This window comes from Klebsiella sp. GB_Kp047 (assembly GCF_040065235.1).
Taxonomy (GTDB): Bacteria; Pseudomonadota; Gammaproteobacteria; order Enterobacterales; family Enterobacteriaceae; genus Klebsiella; species Klebsiella quasipneumoniae.
Genome location: NZ_JBEAJG010000041.1, coordinates 685525 through 703040 on the forward strand (window position 1 = coordinate 685525; position 17516 = coordinate 703040).

Sequence of the window (17516 nt, forward strand, 5' to 3'; positions counted from 1 at the left end):
ACCGAACAAGGAAAGCCCATGGAGCCACGCCGCGTGAATGGCAAAAACCACTGGTATCACGAAACCCAGTCAACAATCTGCCCGGTGGATGTCCTGCCGCTCGTCCCTGAAGCCGCCCATGTTGAAGACCGCTTTTTGCTGGACCTGACGCTGCCGGACGCCTGGCTACACGCCCACGCAGGCTGGCTACGCCCCGCGCGCCAGCTGGCCGAGCGGCTGTTTCCCGACCAGGTGGCGGTGAGCCGCCTGCAAACCTTTACCGCCTACGATCGCCTGAGCACTGCGCTCACCGTCGCCCAGGTCTACGGCGTCCAGCGGCTGTGTAACCACTATGCCGCCCGCCTGGCGCCCCTGCCGGGGCCCGACTCTTCGCGCGAGAGCAACCGTCGTCTGGCGCAGATCACCCAATACGCTCGTCAGCTCGCCGGTTCACCCTCCGTCATTAACGCCCTTTCCCGCAGCCAGCTGGACGAAGTGGGCCTGACCAGTCGGGATATTATCCTGATCAACCAGATTATCGGTTTCGTCGGCTTCCAGGCGCGGGCGATTGCCGTGCTGCAGGCGGCCCAGGGCTTCCCGGTGCGCTGGATCCCCGGTATGCCGCAGCAAGAGGAGGCGCCCGCCGACCTGTTCGTCAACCCACCAGGAGAGTGGGTAACCGACATTGAGGATCCCGATCTGCAGTATGCCGATGACGAGCGCCAGCGGCGTATCGCCAGCTGGCAGTCACTGCCCGGCCTGGGCCCGCTGGCTCCGTTGCTGGCCTGCGACCCGCAGCTGATGGCGCCTCTGGAGACGCTGTTACGCCAGCTCAGCGGCAACGGTACCTTTGGCCCGCAGGTCGCCTTACTCACCGCGCGCACCAATGGCAGCGCCACCTGTTTTGACGCCTGGCTCTCCCACTGGCACGGTGAAGAAGCGTTCGGCAGCCATTTGCGCGAGGGCGATCAGGCTCTCCATCGCTGGCTTGGGCAGCATCCGCGGTCGCGCGCGCTCGTTACCGCGGTACAGTTGTTAACCCGCTCCCCGGACCGGTTTAGCGCCGCCCAGTTAACACCCCTCGGCGAATATGGACTCTCAGCGGAACAGGCGATCGATCTGTTAACCTGGAGCGGACTATGCGGCTGGATGAATCGTCTGAAAATCGCCCTCGGCTATGTGCGTCAGCAGACGTAAATTGCTGAAACAGCGCTTGCTGCGACAGGCATAATCGCGTAAAAATGTCAGCCGCTCTTTTAGCCACGAAAATACCTAATTATGTTTCAGGATAACCCGCTGCTAGCGCAGCTTAAACAGCAACTGCATTCCCAGACGCCGCGTGCGGAAGGGGTCGTTAAGGGCACGGAAAAGGGCTTTGGCTTCCTCGAAGTGGACGCTCAGAAGAGCTACTTCATTCCGCCGCCGCAGATGAAAAAAGTGATGCATGGCGACCGTATCGTTGCGGTGATCCATTCTGAAAAAGAACGCGAAAGCGCCGAACCGGAATCGCTGGTTGAGCCCTTCCTGACCCGTTTCGTCGGTAAAGTCCAGAAGAAAGACGATCGCCTCGCTATCGTTCCTGACCATCCGCTGCTGAAAGACGCCATTCCCTGCCGCGCCGCCCGTGGCGTTGAGCATGATTTCAAACAGGGTGACTGGGCCGTCGCAGAAATGCGCCGTCATCCATTAAAAGGCGACCGCGGATTTTACGCGGAGCTGACCCAGTTCATCACCTTCAGCGACGATCACTTCGTCCCGTGGTGGGTGACGCTGGCGCGCCATAATCTTGAGAAAGAGGCACCGGACGGCGTCGCCACCGAGATGCTTGACGAAGGGCTGACTCGCCGCGATTTGACCGCCCTCGACTTCGTCACCATTGACAGCGCAAGTACCGAAGATATGGATGATGCGCTGTATGTCGAATCTGGCGCCGACGGCAAACTGTTGCTGACGGTGGCGATCGCTGACCCGACCGCGTGGATTGCCGAAGGCAGCAAGCTGGATAACGCCGCAAAAGTACGCGCCTTTACCAACTATCTGCCGGGCTTCAACATCCCGATGCTGCCGCGCGAACTGTCAGACGACCTGTGTTCCCTGCGTGCCAATGAAGTGCGCCCGGTGTTGGCCTGCCGGATGACTCTGGCGGCCGATGGCACCATCGAAGACAATATCGAGTTCTTTGCCGCTACCATCGAATCAAAAGCCAAACTGGCCTATGACGATGTCTCTGACTGGCTGGAAGGCCGCGGCAGCTGGCAGCCGGGCAGCGAGGCGATCGCGCAGCAAATTACGCTGCTGAAGGACGTGTGTCAGCGCCGCAGCGAATGGCGTCAGACCCACGCGCTGGTGTTTAAAGACCGCCCGGATTACCGTTTCGTCCTCGGCGAAAAAGGCGAAGTGCTGGACATCGTCGCGGAGCCGCGTCGTATTGCCAACCGTATTGTCGAAGAGTCGATGATCGCCGCCAACATCTGTGCCGCCCGCGTGCTGCGCGACAAGCTTGGCTTCGGCGTTTATAACGTCCACACCGGCTTCGACCCGGCGAATACCGAACAGCTGGCGGCCCTGCTGAAGACCCACGACGTACACGTTGATCCAACGGAAGTGCTCACCCTGGAAGGTTTCTGCAAGCTGCGCCGCGAACTGGACGCTCAGCCGACCGGTTTCCTCGACAGCCGCATACGTCGTTTCCAGTCGTTTGCTGAAATCAGCACCGAGCCGGGCCCCCACTTTGGTCTTGGTCTTGAGGCCTACGCCACCTGGACCTCGCCGATTCGTAAGTATGGCGACATGATCAATCACCGTCTGCTGAAGGCCATCATCAAAGGCGAAACCATTGCGCGCCCACAGGATGAAGCCACCGTGCAGATGGCGGAGCGCCGTCGTCTCAACCGCATGGCCGAACGCGATGTCGCCGACTGGCTGTATGCCCGTTTCCTCAATGATAAAGCCGGTACCGACACCCGCTTTGCGGCGGAGATCATCGACATCAGCCGCGGTGGAATGCGCGTACGTCTGGTGGACAATGGCGCGGTCGCCTTTATTCCGGCCCCGTTCCTTCACGCCGTGCGCGACGAACTGGTCTGCAGCCAGGAAAACGGCACCGTGCAGATCAAGGGAGAAGTGGTCTACAAAGTGACCGATGTTATCGATGTCACTATCGCTGAAGTCCGCATGGAAACGCGTAGCATCATTGCTCGTCCGGCAGCCTGACGTCTCTTCACAGCGGTTCCTTCGGGAACCGCTCCTTCTTTCCTCCCTGTCCCGTCATTTCCGTCGCAACGATTAAGGTTGTGCGTTTTTTTCGCTTCTCTTTTTCACCCATTTTTAGCATCATTGATTTCATTCGTTTTTGTTACCAGGATAATGCCATGTCAGATGTGAATGCCCACCTGCTCGCCCAACGTATCGATACCGTGCTGGATATTCTGGTTGCCGGTGATTACCACTCTGCGATCCATAATCTGGAAATCCTCAAAGCGGAACTGCTGGCGCTGGCGGCAGACGACGCCGAGCAAAACAAACCACCCAAAGCGCCCTGGGAAATCTGATTATCGCCCACATGCCGCAACCGGCGATGCTGACCGGTTGCTCGCCGTATAGCCCCCTAACAGTGATGTTGCTATGAACGCCCGACAACAAAGTATTTTGCAAGTGGTCATCGATAAAGGCCGCATGAGCGTCGCCGATCTGGCGAAGATGACCGGTGTCTCAGAGGTCACCATCCGTCAGGATCTAAACCTGCTGGAGAAGCAGAGCTATCTGCGCCGCACCCATGGCTACGCCGTCCCATTGGACAGTGAAGATGTCGAAACCCGCATGATGACCCATTTCGCCATTAAGCGTGAACTGGCCAGCCGCGCCGCGGCGCTGGTGAATGCCGGCGAAACGGTATTTATCGAAAACGGCAGCAGCAACGCCCTGCTGGCGCGCACCCTGGCTGAACGTGGCGATATCACCATCATCACCGTCAGCAGCTATATCGCCCATCTGCTGAAAGAGACGCCGGGAGAGGTGATCCTGCTGGGCGGGATTTACCAGAAACGCAGTGAAAGTATGGTTGGCCCACTGACCCGCCAGTTCATTCAACAGGTGCATTTCAGTAAGGCCTTCATCGGGATCGATGGCTGGCAGGCGGAAACCGGCTTTACCGGCCGCGATATGATGCGTGCGGACGTGGTTAACGCCGTTCTGGAGAAGCACTGCGAAGCGATTATCCTCAGCGACAGCTCAAAATTCAGCGCGGTGCACCCCTATCCGCTTGGCCCAGCCGGCCGCTTTAATCGCGTTATCACCGACGATCGTCTGCCGAACGACTGCCGTGAGCAGTTGTTGCGCAGCGGCCTGACCGTCGATATTGTGCCGTACATCTGATATTCCACCCGCCCCGTGCCCTGCCACCGCGCCGAACGGGGCGAAATTACGCTCTGAGAGTATTCCGAGCCGGTAATTAAGATTTTTTACCTGACGATAAATTTAAAAAAAAGTAGAATTATTATTAGCGATATAACAGGAAGTGACTATCACCTGCGTGATTTTCGTGATACCTGCGCACCCTAACTTCATGGAATTGCCCTAAAGCTGCTTTATCAGGCTATGCTTAAAGGAGCGCTGTAATCCATGAATGGATTATTCAGGAGAAAAAAATGATGACTTCAACGAGCAAAAAAATGGCTGCTGTTGTTCTGGCTGTCACTGTAGCAATGTCTCTGAGCGCTTGCTCTAACATGTCTAAACGCGATCGTAACACTGCAATCGGTGCAGGCGCCGGCGCCATCGGCGGTGCGGTGTTAACTGACGGTAGCGCACTCGGTACCCTGGGTGGCGCAGCAGTCGGTGGTATTATTGGTCACCAGGTCGGCAAATAATATAATTACCTGACGAAATAAAAGAATAATTCATACGAATTGACTTACGCACGTTAAATCATTCAAGGCCGCGGCATTCACCGCGGCCTTGTTATTTCACCTGGCCATTAATTAGGGTTGAAAAAACGATTAGCCGCCGGCTAACTTCACTTTCATCCCTTTCGCCTCTAGCAGCGCCTTAAGTAAATCCCGTTTGTCGCCCTGGATCTCAATCACACCCTCTTTCACCGCGCCGCCGCAGCCGCATTTCTTCTTCAGCTCCGCCGCCAGGGCAGTGAGTGCCGCATCGTCGGCATCAATCCCGCTAATCAGACAGACGCCCTTGCCCTTGCGGCCGCTGGTCTGGCGCTGGATCCGCACTATGCCGTCGCCTTTCGGGCGCACCGGCGCCGGTTTCGCCTCGTCGATACGCCCGGTTTCGGTGGAGTAGACCAGGCGGCTGTTGGAATCGCTCATTATGCCCCCTTGCGCAGAGAATCGTTGATCGCCCGCAGCGTCGCGGCAGGATCGATCGACTGGGTAACCGGGCGGCCAATGACCATATAGTCCACCCCTGACGCCTGAGCCTGCTCAGGCGTCATGATCCGCCGCTGATCGCCAGCGTCGCTGCCCTGCGGACGGATACCCGGGGTGACCAGCTTAAACGCCTGTCCCAGCTCATGCTTAAAGCGTACCGCCTCCTGAGCTGAACACACCACCCCGTCGAGGCCGCAGCGTTGGGTCAGCGCCGCCAGCTTCGCCGCGTAATCAGCCGGAGATAAGGTAATGCCCAGATCCTGCAGATCGCTGGACTCCATGCTGGTAAGGACGGTGACGGCGATGAGCAGCGGCGCGTCTTGACCAAAAGGCAGCAGCGCTTCGCGTGCCGCGGTCATCATCCGCGCGCCGCCGGAGGCATGGACATTCACCATCCATACGCCAAGCTCGGCCGCCGCCGCCACCGCGCGGGCGGTGGTGTTGGGAATATCGTGAAACTTAAGGTCCAGGAACACCTCAAACCCACGCTGATGCAGATCGCTGACAAACTGTGGTCCCAGCAGAGTGAACATCTCTTTGCCCACCTTCAGGCGGCAGTCGCGCGGGTCGATGCGGTCGACAAATGCCAGCGCTTTATCGCGATTATCATAGTCAAGCGCAACCACAACGGGAGAGGAAGTGACAGCGCGGGAAGATGGGATAGCTGTTGACGTCATGACCAGACCTTAGTGTTGATGGGCGCCAGAGGGCGCAAAAAAGGTAAACGGGCAGCATTCTACCTGTGAAGCTAACAAAATAACAGGCTGCTGTTTTGCCCTGCGCGGACGACGGCGATGCCGGGGCTGCAGACGGCGACGGGAAAGAAATGATAAGTATGTTGTAACTAAAGCGTCTGTTTTTTTGACCTTACTGGCCGTCGAGGCCGCGAATAGGTTTGATGGTCGCCCAGGAGCGGCAGGACGGACAATGCCAGTAGAGAGTATGAGCGGTAAAGCCGCATTTCTGGCAACGGTAGCGCGGTTTGCTACGCACCTGTTCGCCGACCATGTTTCGCAGCACCCCAAGACTTTCTTTCGCCCGTCCTTCTTCCGCTTCATTGAGATGGTAGTCCATCAGCTTATGGAAGACGCGCATGGTGGGATGGCGTTCCAGCTGCCGGGTCACGTAGTTTTGCGCCGCTTCGACCCCTTCCCGCTGCTCAAGGATCTGTGCCAGCATCAGTTCGGCGGTCGCCCCGGCGTTCTCCTCCACGCAGCGGCGCAGGAAAACTTCCCATTCATCGGCTTTGCCGAGCTGCTGATAGCAGGTCTGCAGCATCTCCAGCGTCTCACCCACCAGCTCTTTATCCTGATCGATAACCCGCTCGAGGCTTTCCACCGCTTTGGCGTAGTCGCCCTTCTCCATCCACACCCGACCCATCATGATCGACACCCGGGCGCTGTTGCGGTCCGCGGCGGCGCCTTTCTTCAACAGCGCCATCGCCTTATCCAGATCGTTGGCCGCCATCTGCTGCAGGGCCAGTTCGCACCAGAAGTTGGCGATTTCGCCACGATGCTTCTCTTTGCCCAGCTTCACCAGCCGCTCAGCCACCTCAATCGCAGACTGCCAGTCGCTGGTCGCCTGGTAGATCTGCAACAGTTGCTGCAGCGCGCCGAGGCGAAAATCAGTCTCATCCACCAGCTGTTTGAACATGTCTTCCGCACGGTCATACAGCCCGGCGGCCATATAGTCGCGCCCCAGCTGCTGGACGGCCAACAGGCGCTGATCGTAGGTTAACGATGCGCTTTCCATCAGACTCTGGTGGATACGGATCGCGCGGTCGACCTCACCGCGCGAGCGGAACAGGTTGCCGAGCGTCAGGTGGGCCTCAACGGTACCGGTATCCTCTTTCAGCATATCAAGGAACAGATCGACGGCTTTATCCTGCTGGTTGCTAAGCAGGAAGTTCACCCCCGCCACGTAATCCCGTGACAGGCGGCTCGCGTCGTCCTGTTTGGACTGTTGTGCACTTCTGCGCCCCATGTACCAGCCGTAGGCGGCGGCAACGGGTAAAAGCAGAAACAACAACTCCAGCATAAGAGGTTATTCCTTCACCGCAGGCACGCCTGCGTCGACAGCCGCCGGGCTGACAGGGGCAATCTGGTGCTCAAGGCGCTTAATTTTCCGCTCCGCGCGCGCCAGCGAGACGCGCACCCGCAGCCAGAACAGGCCGCAGATCAGCCAGCCGATGGCAAAGCCTGCGGCAAACAGCACCGCCAGCAGCGTCGAAATGCGGAATTCACCCTGAGCGAGCAAATAGTTGAAAGTGACCTGTTGGTCATTCTGCGCCCCCAGCGTCACTGAAATGACGAAGATTGCTAACACCAGTAAGAAAATGAGTAAATATTTCACATGACTTCCCGTTCTGTGGGTTGCGCGAAAAAAGCCCGCTTTCAGCCCTATAAAGTATCATTTTCGCCGCAGCGGTGGAACGAAAAAGCACGGCAACTCTACAGGATATGCGGTCGGATGCCGCTAAAATCAACATTATTCCGCTTCAGGCATCCGTTTTTTAATATTCTGCGCCTCTTCCCCCGGCGGCGAGAGCGGCCCGCAAAGACGCTGCGTCAGCCAGCAGGCCACCGTGACCAGCACCCAGGAAATCAACGTAGCGACAATAAGATCCAGCGGCCAGTGCATGCCGAGCGCCAGGCGACTGCCCATCACTGCCGTCGCCCACGCCAGCAGCACCGCGATCGTGCCCCAGCGCCGACGCGGCCACAACAGCCCGGCAGCGAGCAGCGCCCAGCTGGCGGCGAACATCGTATGGCCTGACGGGAAGGCAAACCCGGTCTCTTTCTGCCAGTGTTTGCGTAAAAACGGCGGGATGTCCTGCGCCTGCGCCAGCTGCTCATGCACCAGTTTAGCGCGTTCTTTGCGCTTTAACGCGTAGAATTGCGTCACCGGCACCTGCCTTGTGTTTTCCAGCCAGATGACAAACGGTCTCGGCTCCTGAACCCGCGCCTTGACCCAGGATTTGGCCCCCTGTCCCACCAGGATGGCGGCGGCAAGAATGAGGAACAGGATCAGCGCCGCGCGCAGGCGAAAGCGCAGGCACCAGAGAAACCAGGCGCACAGCACAACATGGGTGATGATTCCCCACGGCTGGGTCACCGTTTCCGTCACCCACCAGAGGCTTTTCAGCCATGCCACCGGTAGTCCTGGCTGCCACAGCCAACCAGACAGCCAGACAGTGAGGGGCATGACCAGCAGCAGCGCCGCCGCAAGAGCGGTTCGTCGGGCAATCAACAGCATTTTCTCTCCTTCTCCTTGTAGATGAACATCATAGCGGAAAGTAGATCGTTTGTGCGCTTTCCGCGCGGCTAACCGTTCGCGATTAGGAGAACGTCCCGGCGTTGTGGCAAAATAGCGGTAAACAGAAAGCACATTCAGGTGCTGACAGAATCTGGAGAATCACATGCAGCTTAAACGTGTGGCAGAAGCCAAACTGCCAACCCCCTGGGGCGATTTCCTGATGGTGGGTTTTGAAGAACTGGCAACCGGACAGGATCATGTCGCGCTGGTGTACGGCGATATCTCAGGGCAGGCGCCGGTGCTCGCCCGCGTTCATTCAGAGTGTCTGACGGGCGATGCCCTGTTTAGCCTGCGCTGTGATTGCGGCTTTCAGCTGGAGGCGGCCCTGTCGCATATCGCCGAAGAAGGCCGGGGGATCCTGCTCTATCATCGTCAGGAAGGTCGCAACATTGGTTTATTGAATAAGATCCGCGCCTACGCGCTGCAGGATCAGGGGTATGACACTGTCGAAGCGAACCATCAGCTTGGCTTCGCCGCCGATGAACGCGACTTCACCCTGTGCGCCGATATGTTCAAACTGCTCAACGTAGAGCAGGTGCGACTGTTAACCAATAACCCGAAAAAAGTGGAAATCCTCAGCGAAGCCGGGATTAACATTGTGGAGCGCGTGCCGCTGATCGTCGGACGCAACCCGAAAAACGCCCACTATCTCGACACCAAAGCCGCCAAGATGGGCCACCTGCTCAACAGCAAGCCGGCGGAATAATACCGGCGACAGAGTAAAGAGAGGGCCAGCGATGCTGGCCCTTCGTTTTACAGCATATTGCGGATGACGTAGTGCAAGATGCCGTCGTTGCGGTAGTAGGTGAGCTCGGTCGCCGTGTCGATACGGCACCGGCAGGCGATCACCTCCTGCGAGCCGTCAGCGCGGGTGAGGGTCACCGGCACCGTGGCGCCAGGCTGTAGCGACTGCAGATTACTGACATCAATCCGCTCTTCACCGGTCAACTGTAGCGTTTTACGGGTGACGCCCTGCGGGAACTCCAGCGGCAGAATACCCATCCCGATCAGGTTGGAGCGGTGAATACGTTCGAAGGACTCGGCGATCACTACCCGGATCCCCAGCAGGCGCGGCCCCTTCGCCGCCCAGTCGCGGCTGGAACCCGAGCCATACTCCTTACCGGCAATCACCGCCAGCGGTATCCCCTCGGCTTTATACAGCATCGCCGCATCGTATATCGCCACCGGTTCGCGGTCCGGCAGATGGCGGGTCATCCCCCCTTCCACCCCCGGCACCATTTCGTTGCGGATGCGGATATTGGCGAAGGTGCCGCGCATCATCACCTCATGGTTACCGCGACGGGAGCCGTAGGAGTTAAAGTCGCGCCGGGCAACCCCATGCTCCTGCAGATAGCGGCCTGCCGGACTATCGGCTTTGATGCTTCCTGCCGGCGAAATGTGGTCAGTGGTCACTGAATCGCCCAGCATGGCGAGGATCCGAGCGCCGTGAATATCCTCCACCGGCAGCGGCTCGACGCCCATCTCGTCAAAGAACGGCGACAGGCGAATGTAGGTCGAATCTTCCTGCCAGTCGTAGGTATCTGACGCCTCCACCTTGATCGCCCTCCACTCCTCAGTACCGGAAAACACTTCCGCGTACTCTTTGCGGAACATCTCCGTGGAGACCTGTTCCACCGCCCGGGCAATCTCCTCCCCGCTCGGCCAGATATCTTTCAGATAGACCGGCTCACCGTCGCTGCCCTGCCCCAGCGGCTCGCGGGTGAGATCGATGTTCATGTTCCCCGCCAGCGCGTAAGCGACCACCAGCGGCGGCGAGGCCAGCCAGTTGGTTTTCACCAGCGGGTGGATACGCCCTTCGAAGTTACGGTTGCCGGAGAGCACCGCCCCGACGGTGAGGTCGCCTTTTTTGATTGCTTCTTCAATAGGTTCCGGCAGCGGACCGGAGTTACCGATACAGGTGGTACAGCCATACCCCACCAGATTGAAGCCGAGCTGGTCGAGGTAAGGCGTCAGGCCGGCATGGGCCAGATAATCCGACACCACTTTCGAGCCAGGGGCCAGGGAAGCTTTCACCCACGGCTGCGGCTGCAGGCCGCGTTCGACGGCTTTTTTCGCCAGCAGGCCAGCGGCCATCAGCACGCTGGGGTTGGAGGTGTTGGTACAGGAGGTGATCGCCGCAATGGCCACCGCGCCATCCGGCAGCGAATAGTGATGCCCGTTCAGCGTATACGCCACCGGCTGGCGCTGACGCTGAAGGTGGTTAACCTCCAGCTCACCGCTGGCGGCAAAGGCTTTCGGCACATCGCCGAGCGCCACACGATCCTGCGGCCGCTTCGGCCCGGCGAGGCTCGCTTCAACGCTGCCCATATCCAGCGCCAGGGTACTAGTAAAGACCGGCTCATCGCCCGGGTAGCGCCACATGCCCTGCGCTTTGGCATAAGCTTCCACCAGCGCTACCTGTTCTTCGCTACGTCCGCTGAGACGCATATAGCTGAGCGTCACGTCATCGATCGGGAAGAAACCGCAGGTGGCGCCATACTCTGGCGCCATGTTGGCGATGGTAGCGCGATCGGCCAAGGGCAAGGTATCCAGACCGTCACCGTAGAACTCGACAAATTTTCCGACCACGCCGTGCTGGCGCAGCATCTGGGTGACCGTCAGCACCAGGTCAGTAGCGGTAATGCCTTCGCGCAATTTGCCGCTGAGCTTAAAGCCGACCACATCCGGGATCAGCATCGACACCGGCTGGCCGAGCATGGCGGCTTCCGCTTCAATCCCGCCCACGCCCCAGCCCAGCACGCCGAGCCCGTTAATCATGGTGGTATGGGAGTCGGTGCCCACCAGGGTATCCGGCCACGCCATCCACTTCCCGTTCACCTCTTCGCTCCACACCGCCCGTCCGAGATATTCCAGGTTGACCTGGTGGCAAATCCCTGTGCCCGGCGGCACCACGCTGAAGCGGCTGAAGGCCTGCTGCCCCCAACGCAAAAATGCATAGCGTTCGTGGTTCCGCTCCATTTCCAGGCGGACGTTGTCTTCGAAGGCCTCGTCGTCGCCGAAGCGGTCGACGGTCACCGAGTGGTCGATCACCAGGTCGACCGGCGAAAGCGGGTTCACCTTCGCGGTATCCCCGCCCAGGCGTTTCACCGCCTCGCGCATGGCGGCCAGATCCACTACCGCCGGCACGCCGGTAAAGTCCTGCATCAGGACGCGAGCCGGACGGTAGGCGATCTCCCGGTCGGCATGGGCCTTTTTCAGCCAACCGGCAAGGGCACGAATATCTTCTTCAGTTACCGAGTCACCGTCCTGCCAGCGCAACAGGTTCTCCATCAGCACCTTCAGCGACTTGGGCAGTCGACTGATATCGCCCAGCTGCTTCTCCGCCAGCGGCAGACTGTAGTAATGCCAGGTTTTCTCATTGACCTGCAGCGTGTCCTTACTGGCTTCTCGTAGGGTTGACGACATAGCTCCTCCTTTATCTCAGGGATGGCATACCCCGATTCTCCTCAGGGTCTCCATTAAAGATAACACATGCTGGGCATAACACTTTGATAACAACCCAAATTGCTAAATGCGATAGGACGGAGAGGGATAAAAAGGCAATTATCAGAGCGCAGAGGAAATAGCACCAAAATAGTGCAGAGGAGTCGTTTAAGCGATATTGTATTAGTACACGAGGACAAAAAAAGAGCTAATCATTGCCTGTTGGCTGATTAGCTCTTGTGATTGATTTCAGGTTGGATGAATCCCACGGCAAAATATATTCTCCCTGTATTGCCGGTCACTGATTTTATATTACAGTTTCCTTTCACTGTCATAAAAATGACATGTATCTACAACGATGACCTACAGCTTTAGCTGACAATCCAGATGTTGCAGATGGTGAGCGCGATGATACTCCAGAACATCGCCAGCCCTACCAACACTACGCCCCATACGCGACTACGCAGAACGGGATCGATTTCGGTTTTGTCATTTTCGTATGACATCGCCAGTTTCATGTAATCGAGATTACTTATCATATTGTCACCACCAATTGCTCAAATCATCAGGTACAGATAAATCTTAATTATGGATAAAAGATTAATCCAGCTAAATTAAGTCTTATGGAATATATTTAACCGGTTATTTGATCGCGGTGGGCATAATGACAAACGTGTTGCGAGAAATTATTAATTTTGTGATTGGTTCGAGGTTTAAGTTGTTAAATAAAGACCATGCTAGTTAATGGCACTCCCCACAGGGAATGCCATTATTTTTTACAGGGTTATTTTTCCGGTAGTTTTATATCTTTGAACATCGCTTCAATATCTTCATTCGACCGCAAGGCCACCGCGGTATCCACCACATCCCGGGTCAAATGGGGTGCAAAACGTTGAATAAAATCATACATGTAGCTTCGTAAGAAAGTGCTACGGCGGAAGCCTATTTTAGTGGTGCTGTGGCTGAAGATACCGTTCGCATCCAGCTTCACCAGGTCCGGATCGGAGACCGGATCCACCGCCATACTGGCAATCACCCCTACCCCGAGTCCCAGGCGAACATAGGTTTTGATGACATCGGCATCGGTGGCGGTAAAAACAATGCGCGGCGTCAGGCCCGCACGGTTAAACGCGGTATCCAGTTCCGAACGGCCGGTGAAGCCAAAGGTATAGGTTACCAGCGGATACTGCGCCAGCTCTTCAATTGACACCGAGCCCCTGGAGGCCAGAGGATGCTCCGGCGTCACCACGATCGACCGGTTCCAGTGATAGCATGGCAGCATCACCAAATCGTCATACAGATGCAGCGCTTCAGTAGCAATAGCGAAGTCGGCGTTGCCTTTCGACACGGCTTCAGCGATCTGGGTTGGCGAACCCTGATGCATATGCAGCGACACCCGCGGATAGCGTTCAATAAAGCCCTTGATCACCCCCGGCAAGGCATAGCGCGCCTGGGTATGGGTGGTCGCCACATACAGCGACCCCTTGTCCGGCCAGGTATGCTCCCCGGCGACAGATTTGATGGCATCGACTTTTGACAACACCTCGCGGGCAATACGGATGATCTCCTGCCCGGCAGGGGTCACCTGAGTCAAATGCTTGCCGCTGCGGGCAAAGATCTGGATGCCGAGCTCATCTTCCAGCATACGCACCTGCTTACTGATGCCTGGCTGGGAGGTATAAAGCCCTTCGGCGGTGGATGAAACATTCAGGTTATGGTTAACCACCTCAACGATGTAGCGAAGCTGTTGTAGTTTCATGCTGATATCCGTTTGCGCGTAAAATGAAGCCGCTTAATACACTTTACGTTCAGGCAACTTGTCGCCTGTGAAGGCCAGGCCTCCCGGCAGTTGGCCATAGTGGCGCCGCAACGCATCCTGAAAGCGATGATGTATAAGACGTTTTAATAATAAAAAAGGCATTAACTATAACCACTATATCATTTATACCAACAGTGTATAGCCGGTAACGAAAAATAATATAGGTGGTTATAAGGGGGCGGAAAGCGCGGAGAGAAAGGAAAACGACACGGCAGAGGCATCCATGGCCCCTGCCGGCCGCCAGAGCAGGAAAAGCGCCCTTTTCCTGCCTGATAATGGTCAGTTACTTTTTAGCTTCCGTCCATTTGCCGTCGATAAAGAAGGCTGACCAGCCGGTCGCTTTGCCCTCTTTTTCGGACGCCACATACTGCTGCTTCGTTTTACGGCTAAAGCGCACCAGCGTTTTATTGCCTTCCGGATCCTGCTGCGGCGCATCGGCGAGATAACGCAGTTTTTCCGGCAGACGGTCGCGGAAGCGGTACAGCTCTTCCACCAGCGGCGCACGCGTTTCCCGTGATTTCGGGAAGGTGTTTGCCGCCAGGAAGACGCCCGCGGCCCCGTCACGCAGCACGAAATAGGCGTCAGACTTCTCGCACGGCAGCTCCGGGAGCGGCACCGGATCTTCCTTCGGCGGCGCCACTTCGCCATTGCGCAGGATCTTACGCGTATTCTTACACTCGTCGTTGGTACAAGCCATGTACTTCCCAAAACGCCCCATCTTCAGGTGCATCTCGGAGCCGCACTTCTCGCACTCCACTACCGGACCGTCATAGCCCTTGATGCGGAACTCGCCCTCTTCAATCTCATAGCCATCGCAGGTCGGGTTGTTACCGCAGACGTGCAGTTTACGCTTGGGATCGATAAGGTAGCTGTCCATCGCCGTACCGCACTTCTGGCAGCGGCGTTTGGCGCGCAGCGCGTTAGTTTCGGCGTCATCGCCTTCCAGCACGTTGAGGACTTCGTTTTCCGGCACCAGGTTAATGGTGGTTTTGCAGCGCTCTTTCGGCGACAGGGCATAGCCCGAACAGCCGAGGAAAACGCCGGTGCTGGCGGTACGGATGCCCATTTTACGGCCGCAGGTTGGACAGTCGATACTGGTGAGCACCATCGGGTTCGGCTGCATGCCGCCCTCTTCCGGATCTTTCTCCGCCGTCTCCAGCTGGGCGGTAAAATCGCCAAAGAAGTGGTTCAGCACTTCTTTCCACTCGGCCTGGTGGTTAGCCACCTGATCGAGACGATCTTCCATCTGCGCGGTGAAGTCGTAGTTCATTAAATCGCGGAAGTTCTCTTCCAGTCGGTCGGTGACGATCTCGCCCATTTTCTCCGCGTAGAAACGACGGTTTTCCACTCGCACGTAACCACGATCCTGAATGGTGGAGATAATCGAGGCATAGGTGGACGGACGACCGATACCGCGTTTTTCCAGCTCTTTAACCAGCGAGGCTTCGCTGAAGCGAGCCGGCGGTTTGGTAAAGTGCTGGGCAGGCGTCAGCTCGACCAGGCTCAGCTGGTCGCCCTGTTTGACCAGCGGCAGAGTCCGGTCCTCATCGCCCTTGCGCAGGGCCGGCATCACTTTGGTCCAGCCGTCAAAGCGTAAGGTACGACCGCGCGCTTTCAGTTTGTAATCGCCCGCCGCCACGGTCAGCGTCGTGGAGTCGTACTGCGCCGGCGTCATCTGACAGGCGACAAACTGGCGCCAGATCAGCTGATACAGCTTCTGCGCATCCGCTTCCATATCTTTCAGCGTTTCCGCCAGCACGTTCACATCAGACGGACGAATCGCTTCGTGTGCTTCTTGTGAGTTTTCTTTGCTGGCGTACTGATTGGCGCTTTCCGGCAGATATTTTTTACCAAACTTGTCGCTGATGTAGCCGCGAACCATGTTCAGCGCATCCTGACTCAGGTTGGTGGAGTCGGTACGCATATAGGTGATGTGCCCCGCCTCATAGAGGCGCTGAGCCATCATCATGGTCTTTTTCACGCCGAAGCCGAGACGGGTGCTGGCCGCCTGCTGCAGGGTGGAGGTGATGAACGGCGCGCCCGGCTTGCTGCTGGTCGGCTTGTCTTCCCGCTCCAGTACGCTGTAGCTGGCTTTTTCCAGCAGCGATACCGCCGCCATGGTCTCATCGCGGCTGACCGGGCGGAACGGCTTATCGTCCTTATGGGTCACCTGCAGCGGCAGCGCGTCGCCGCCCGGCGTGGTGGTGCTGGCATCAACTTCCCAGTATTCTTCCGGGACGAATGCTTTGATTTCACGCTCACGCTCCACCACCAGGCGGACCGCGACGGACTGTACGCGCCCGGCAGAAAGACCACGGGCGATTTTTTTCCACAGCAACGGCGAAACCATATAACCCACCACGCGGTCCATAAAGCGACGCGCCTGCTGGGCGTTAACCCGATCGATATTCAGTTCGCCCGGCTTTTCGAAAGCCTGACGAATGGCGTTTTTGGTGATCTCATTGAACACCACGCGGCTGTAACGCTGTTCATCGCCGCCGATAACTTCCCGCAGGTGCCAGGCAATGGCTTCCCCTTCGCGGTCAAGGTCGGTTGCGAGATAGATGTGGTCAGCTTTTTCCGCCAACTGTTTGAGTTCTGAAACTACCTTTTCTTTACCCGGAAGTACTTCATAGTGCGCATTCCAGTCATGCCATGGGTCCACGCCCATGCGGTTAACCAGAGCACCACGTTCGTCCTTTTTAGGCTTTTTAGCCCCTTTGGTGGCGGTAGAGTCGGTGCTCTTTTTGGAAGCTGATCCACTGGTCGGCAAATCGCGGATATGACCGACGCTGGATTTCACCACGTAGTCATTACCCAGATACTTATTGATCGTTTTGGCTTTTGCCGGGGACTCAACGATAACGAGAGCTTTACCCATATTCACCTTTACCTAATTTGATTCATCCAGGAATACATCGCACATTCATACACCCTCCACTGGCGACTGCCTCATATGTTGCGGCACCGTCGGTGAATATCAACCCAGAACACCTGTTTCATCTCCGTAAAACCAGGCGCTTGAGTTTACTGACCTTTTTTCGTCAGGTGACATAGCACGAAGAATTTTTGGCCGAATGTCAAGCAAATCTGTTGCCAGATCGCCGAAAGCGTCACACTGTACCTGATAAAATTCGTTACGCAACTTTATTAGCATGCAAAAGCGAATCACGCCAGTAAACGGCTGTTTCTCCACTGGTTACGATTACCCCTGTTTTGTCCATGGAAAATTTGCCCCGCGCCGCCGCGCGGCGTAAACTACGCGTGGAGAAAAAGAGGAGTCCGTTATGCAAGGTACAACCCAACCAATCGATCGCCAGACGCTGCTCGAAAAAGCCAACAAACTTATTCGCGAACATGAGGATACGTTAGCCGGTATCGAAGCTACCGACGTCGTTCAGCGCAACAATGTCCTGGTGTTTAGCGGTGAGTTTTATCTTGATGAGCAGGGTCTGCCGACGCCGAAGAGTACAGCGGTATTTAATATGTTTAAGTACCTCGCCCATGAGCTGTCGGACAAATATCACCTGGTCGATTAAGACCGGCGGAGATTAAGACCGCCCTAAATGAGAACG

16 protein-coding genes are annotated in these 17516 nt (G+C 57.1%); 7 read left to right on the plus strand and 9 right to left on the minus strand.

Annotation, left to right across the window (positions count from 1 at the left end; all coding sequences use genetic code 11):
• Positions 1 to 18 precede the first annotated feature (18 nt).
• The 5 genes from ABLV76_RS23960 (at position 19) to osmB (ending at position 4847) form a co-directional block, all read left to right on the plus strand.
• Positions 19 to 1176, plus strand: coding sequence for a carboxymuconolactone decarboxylase family protein (locus ABLV76_RS23960; protein WP_004203887.1), 1158 nt, complete (start codon positions 19 to 21; stop codon positions 1174 to 1176).
• 81 nt (positions 1177 to 1257) lie between these two features.
• Entirely contained in the window at positions 1258 to 3192 is a 1935-nt protein-coding gene (locus ABLV76_RS23965; RefSeq protein WP_004203886.1) for an exoribonuclease II, read from the plus strand.
• A gap of 158 nt (positions 3193 to 3350) precedes the next feature.
• Positions 3351 to 3530 (plus strand): hypothetical protein, encoded by a 180-nt coding sequence (locus ABLV76_RS23970; protein WP_004203883.1) that lies wholly within the window; start codon positions 3351 to 3353, stop codon positions 3528 to 3530.
• Between the two features lie 73 nt (positions 3531 to 3603).
• Entirely contained in the window at positions 3604 to 4353 is a 750-nt protein-coding gene (locus ABLV76_RS23975) for a DNA-binding transcriptional regulator YciT (protein ID WP_004203882.1), read from the plus strand.
• 275 nt (positions 4354 to 4628) lie between these two features.
• Complete coding sequence (gene osmB, locus ABLV76_RS23980) at positions 4629 to 4847, plus strand: osmotically-inducible lipoprotein OsmB (protein WP_002901783.1); 219 nt, start codon at positions 4629 to 4631, stop codon at positions 4845 to 4847.
• A 129-nt stretch (positions 4848 to 4976) separates the two neighbouring features.
• Here the strand turns inward: osmB and yciH are convergent, their stop codons facing one another.
• The 5 genes from yciH to pgpB all read right to left on the minus strand — a co-directional run bounded on the left by yciH (position 4977) and on the right by pgpB (position 8618).
• Positions 4977 to 5303 carry a stress response translation initiation inhibitor YciH gene (gene yciH, locus ABLV76_RS23985; protein WP_004203881.1) on the minus strand — a complete coding sequence of 109 codons (327 nt, stop codon included), beginning with the start codon at positions 5301 to 5303 and terminating at the stop codon, positions 4977 to 4979.
• Entirely contained in the window at positions 5303 to 6040 is a 738-nt protein-coding gene (gene pyrF, locus ABLV76_RS23990) for an orotidine-5'-phosphate decarboxylase (RefSeq protein WP_069135680.1), read from the minus strand. Before pyrF ends, yciH begins: the two co-directional genes overlap by 1 nt.
• Positions 6041 to 6230: 190 nt before the next feature.
• Complete coding sequence (gene lapB / locus ABLV76_RS23995; RefSeq protein WP_004203879.1) at positions 6231 to 7400, minus strand: lipopolysaccharide assembly protein LapB; 1170 nt, start codon at positions 7398 to 7400, stop codon at positions 6231 to 6233.
• 6 nt (positions 7401 to 7406) lie between these two features.
• Positions 7407 to 7715 carry a LapA family protein gene (locus ABLV76_RS24000; protein WP_002901780.1) on the minus strand — a complete coding sequence of 103 codons (309 nt, stop codon included), beginning with the start codon at positions 7713 to 7715 and terminating at the stop codon, positions 7407 to 7409.
• Positions 7716 to 7850: 135 nt separating this feature from the next.
• A complete protein-coding gene (pgpB, locus tag ABLV76_RS24005; protein ID WP_348878516.1) occupies positions 7851 to 8618 on the minus strand; it encodes a phosphatidylglycerophosphatase B in 768 nt (255 codons plus the stop codon).
• Positions 8619 to 8781: 163 nt separating this feature from the next.
• Here pgpB and ribA point away from each other — a divergent pair, with 163 nt between their 5' ends.
• The gene (ribA, locus tag ABLV76_RS24010) at positions 8782 to 9384 is read left to right on the plus strand and encodes a GTP cyclohydrolase II (protein WP_004203877.1); all 603 of its coding nucleotides are present in this window, start codon (positions 8782 to 8784) and stop codon (positions 9382 to 9384) included.
• 47 nt (positions 9385 to 9431) lie between these two features.
• Here ribA and acnA read toward each other — a convergent pair whose 3' ends face one another.
• The 4 genes from acnA to topA form a co-directional block, all read right to left on the minus strand.
• Positions 9432 to 12104, minus strand: coding sequence for an aconitate hydratase AcnA (acnA, locus tag ABLV76_RS24015; protein ID WP_048323907.1), 2673 nt, complete (start codon positions 12102 to 12104; stop codon positions 9432 to 9434).
• Between the two features lie 389 nt (positions 12105 to 12493).
• Complete coding sequence (locus ABLV76_RS24020) at positions 12494 to 12661, minus strand: YmiA family putative membrane protein (protein ID WP_017898677.1); 168 nt, start codon at positions 12659 to 12661, stop codon at positions 12494 to 12496.
• 245 nt (positions 12662 to 12906) lie between these two features.
• Positions 12907 to 13881 (minus strand): HTH-type transcriptional regulator CysB, encoded by a 975-nt coding sequence (gene cysB / locus ABLV76_RS24025; protein WP_004203875.1) that lies wholly within the window; start codon positions 13879 to 13881, stop codon positions 12907 to 12909.
• Positions 13882 to 14224: 343 nt separating this feature from the next.
• Complete coding sequence (topA, locus tag ABLV76_RS24030; RefSeq protein ID WP_043521232.1) at positions 14225 to 16822, minus strand: type I DNA topoisomerase; 2598 nt, start codon at positions 16820 to 16822, stop codon at positions 14225 to 14227.
• A gap of 406 nt (positions 16823 to 17228) precedes the next feature.
• Between topA and ABLV76_RS24035 the strand changes: the two genes are divergently transcribed.
• The gene (locus tag ABLV76_RS24035) at positions 17229 to 17480 is read left to right on the plus strand and encodes a YciN family protein (RefSeq protein ID WP_002901761.1); all 252 of its coding nucleotides are present in this window, start codon (positions 17229 to 17231) and stop codon (positions 17478 to 17480) included.
• Positions 17481 to 17516 lie beyond the last annotated feature (36 nt).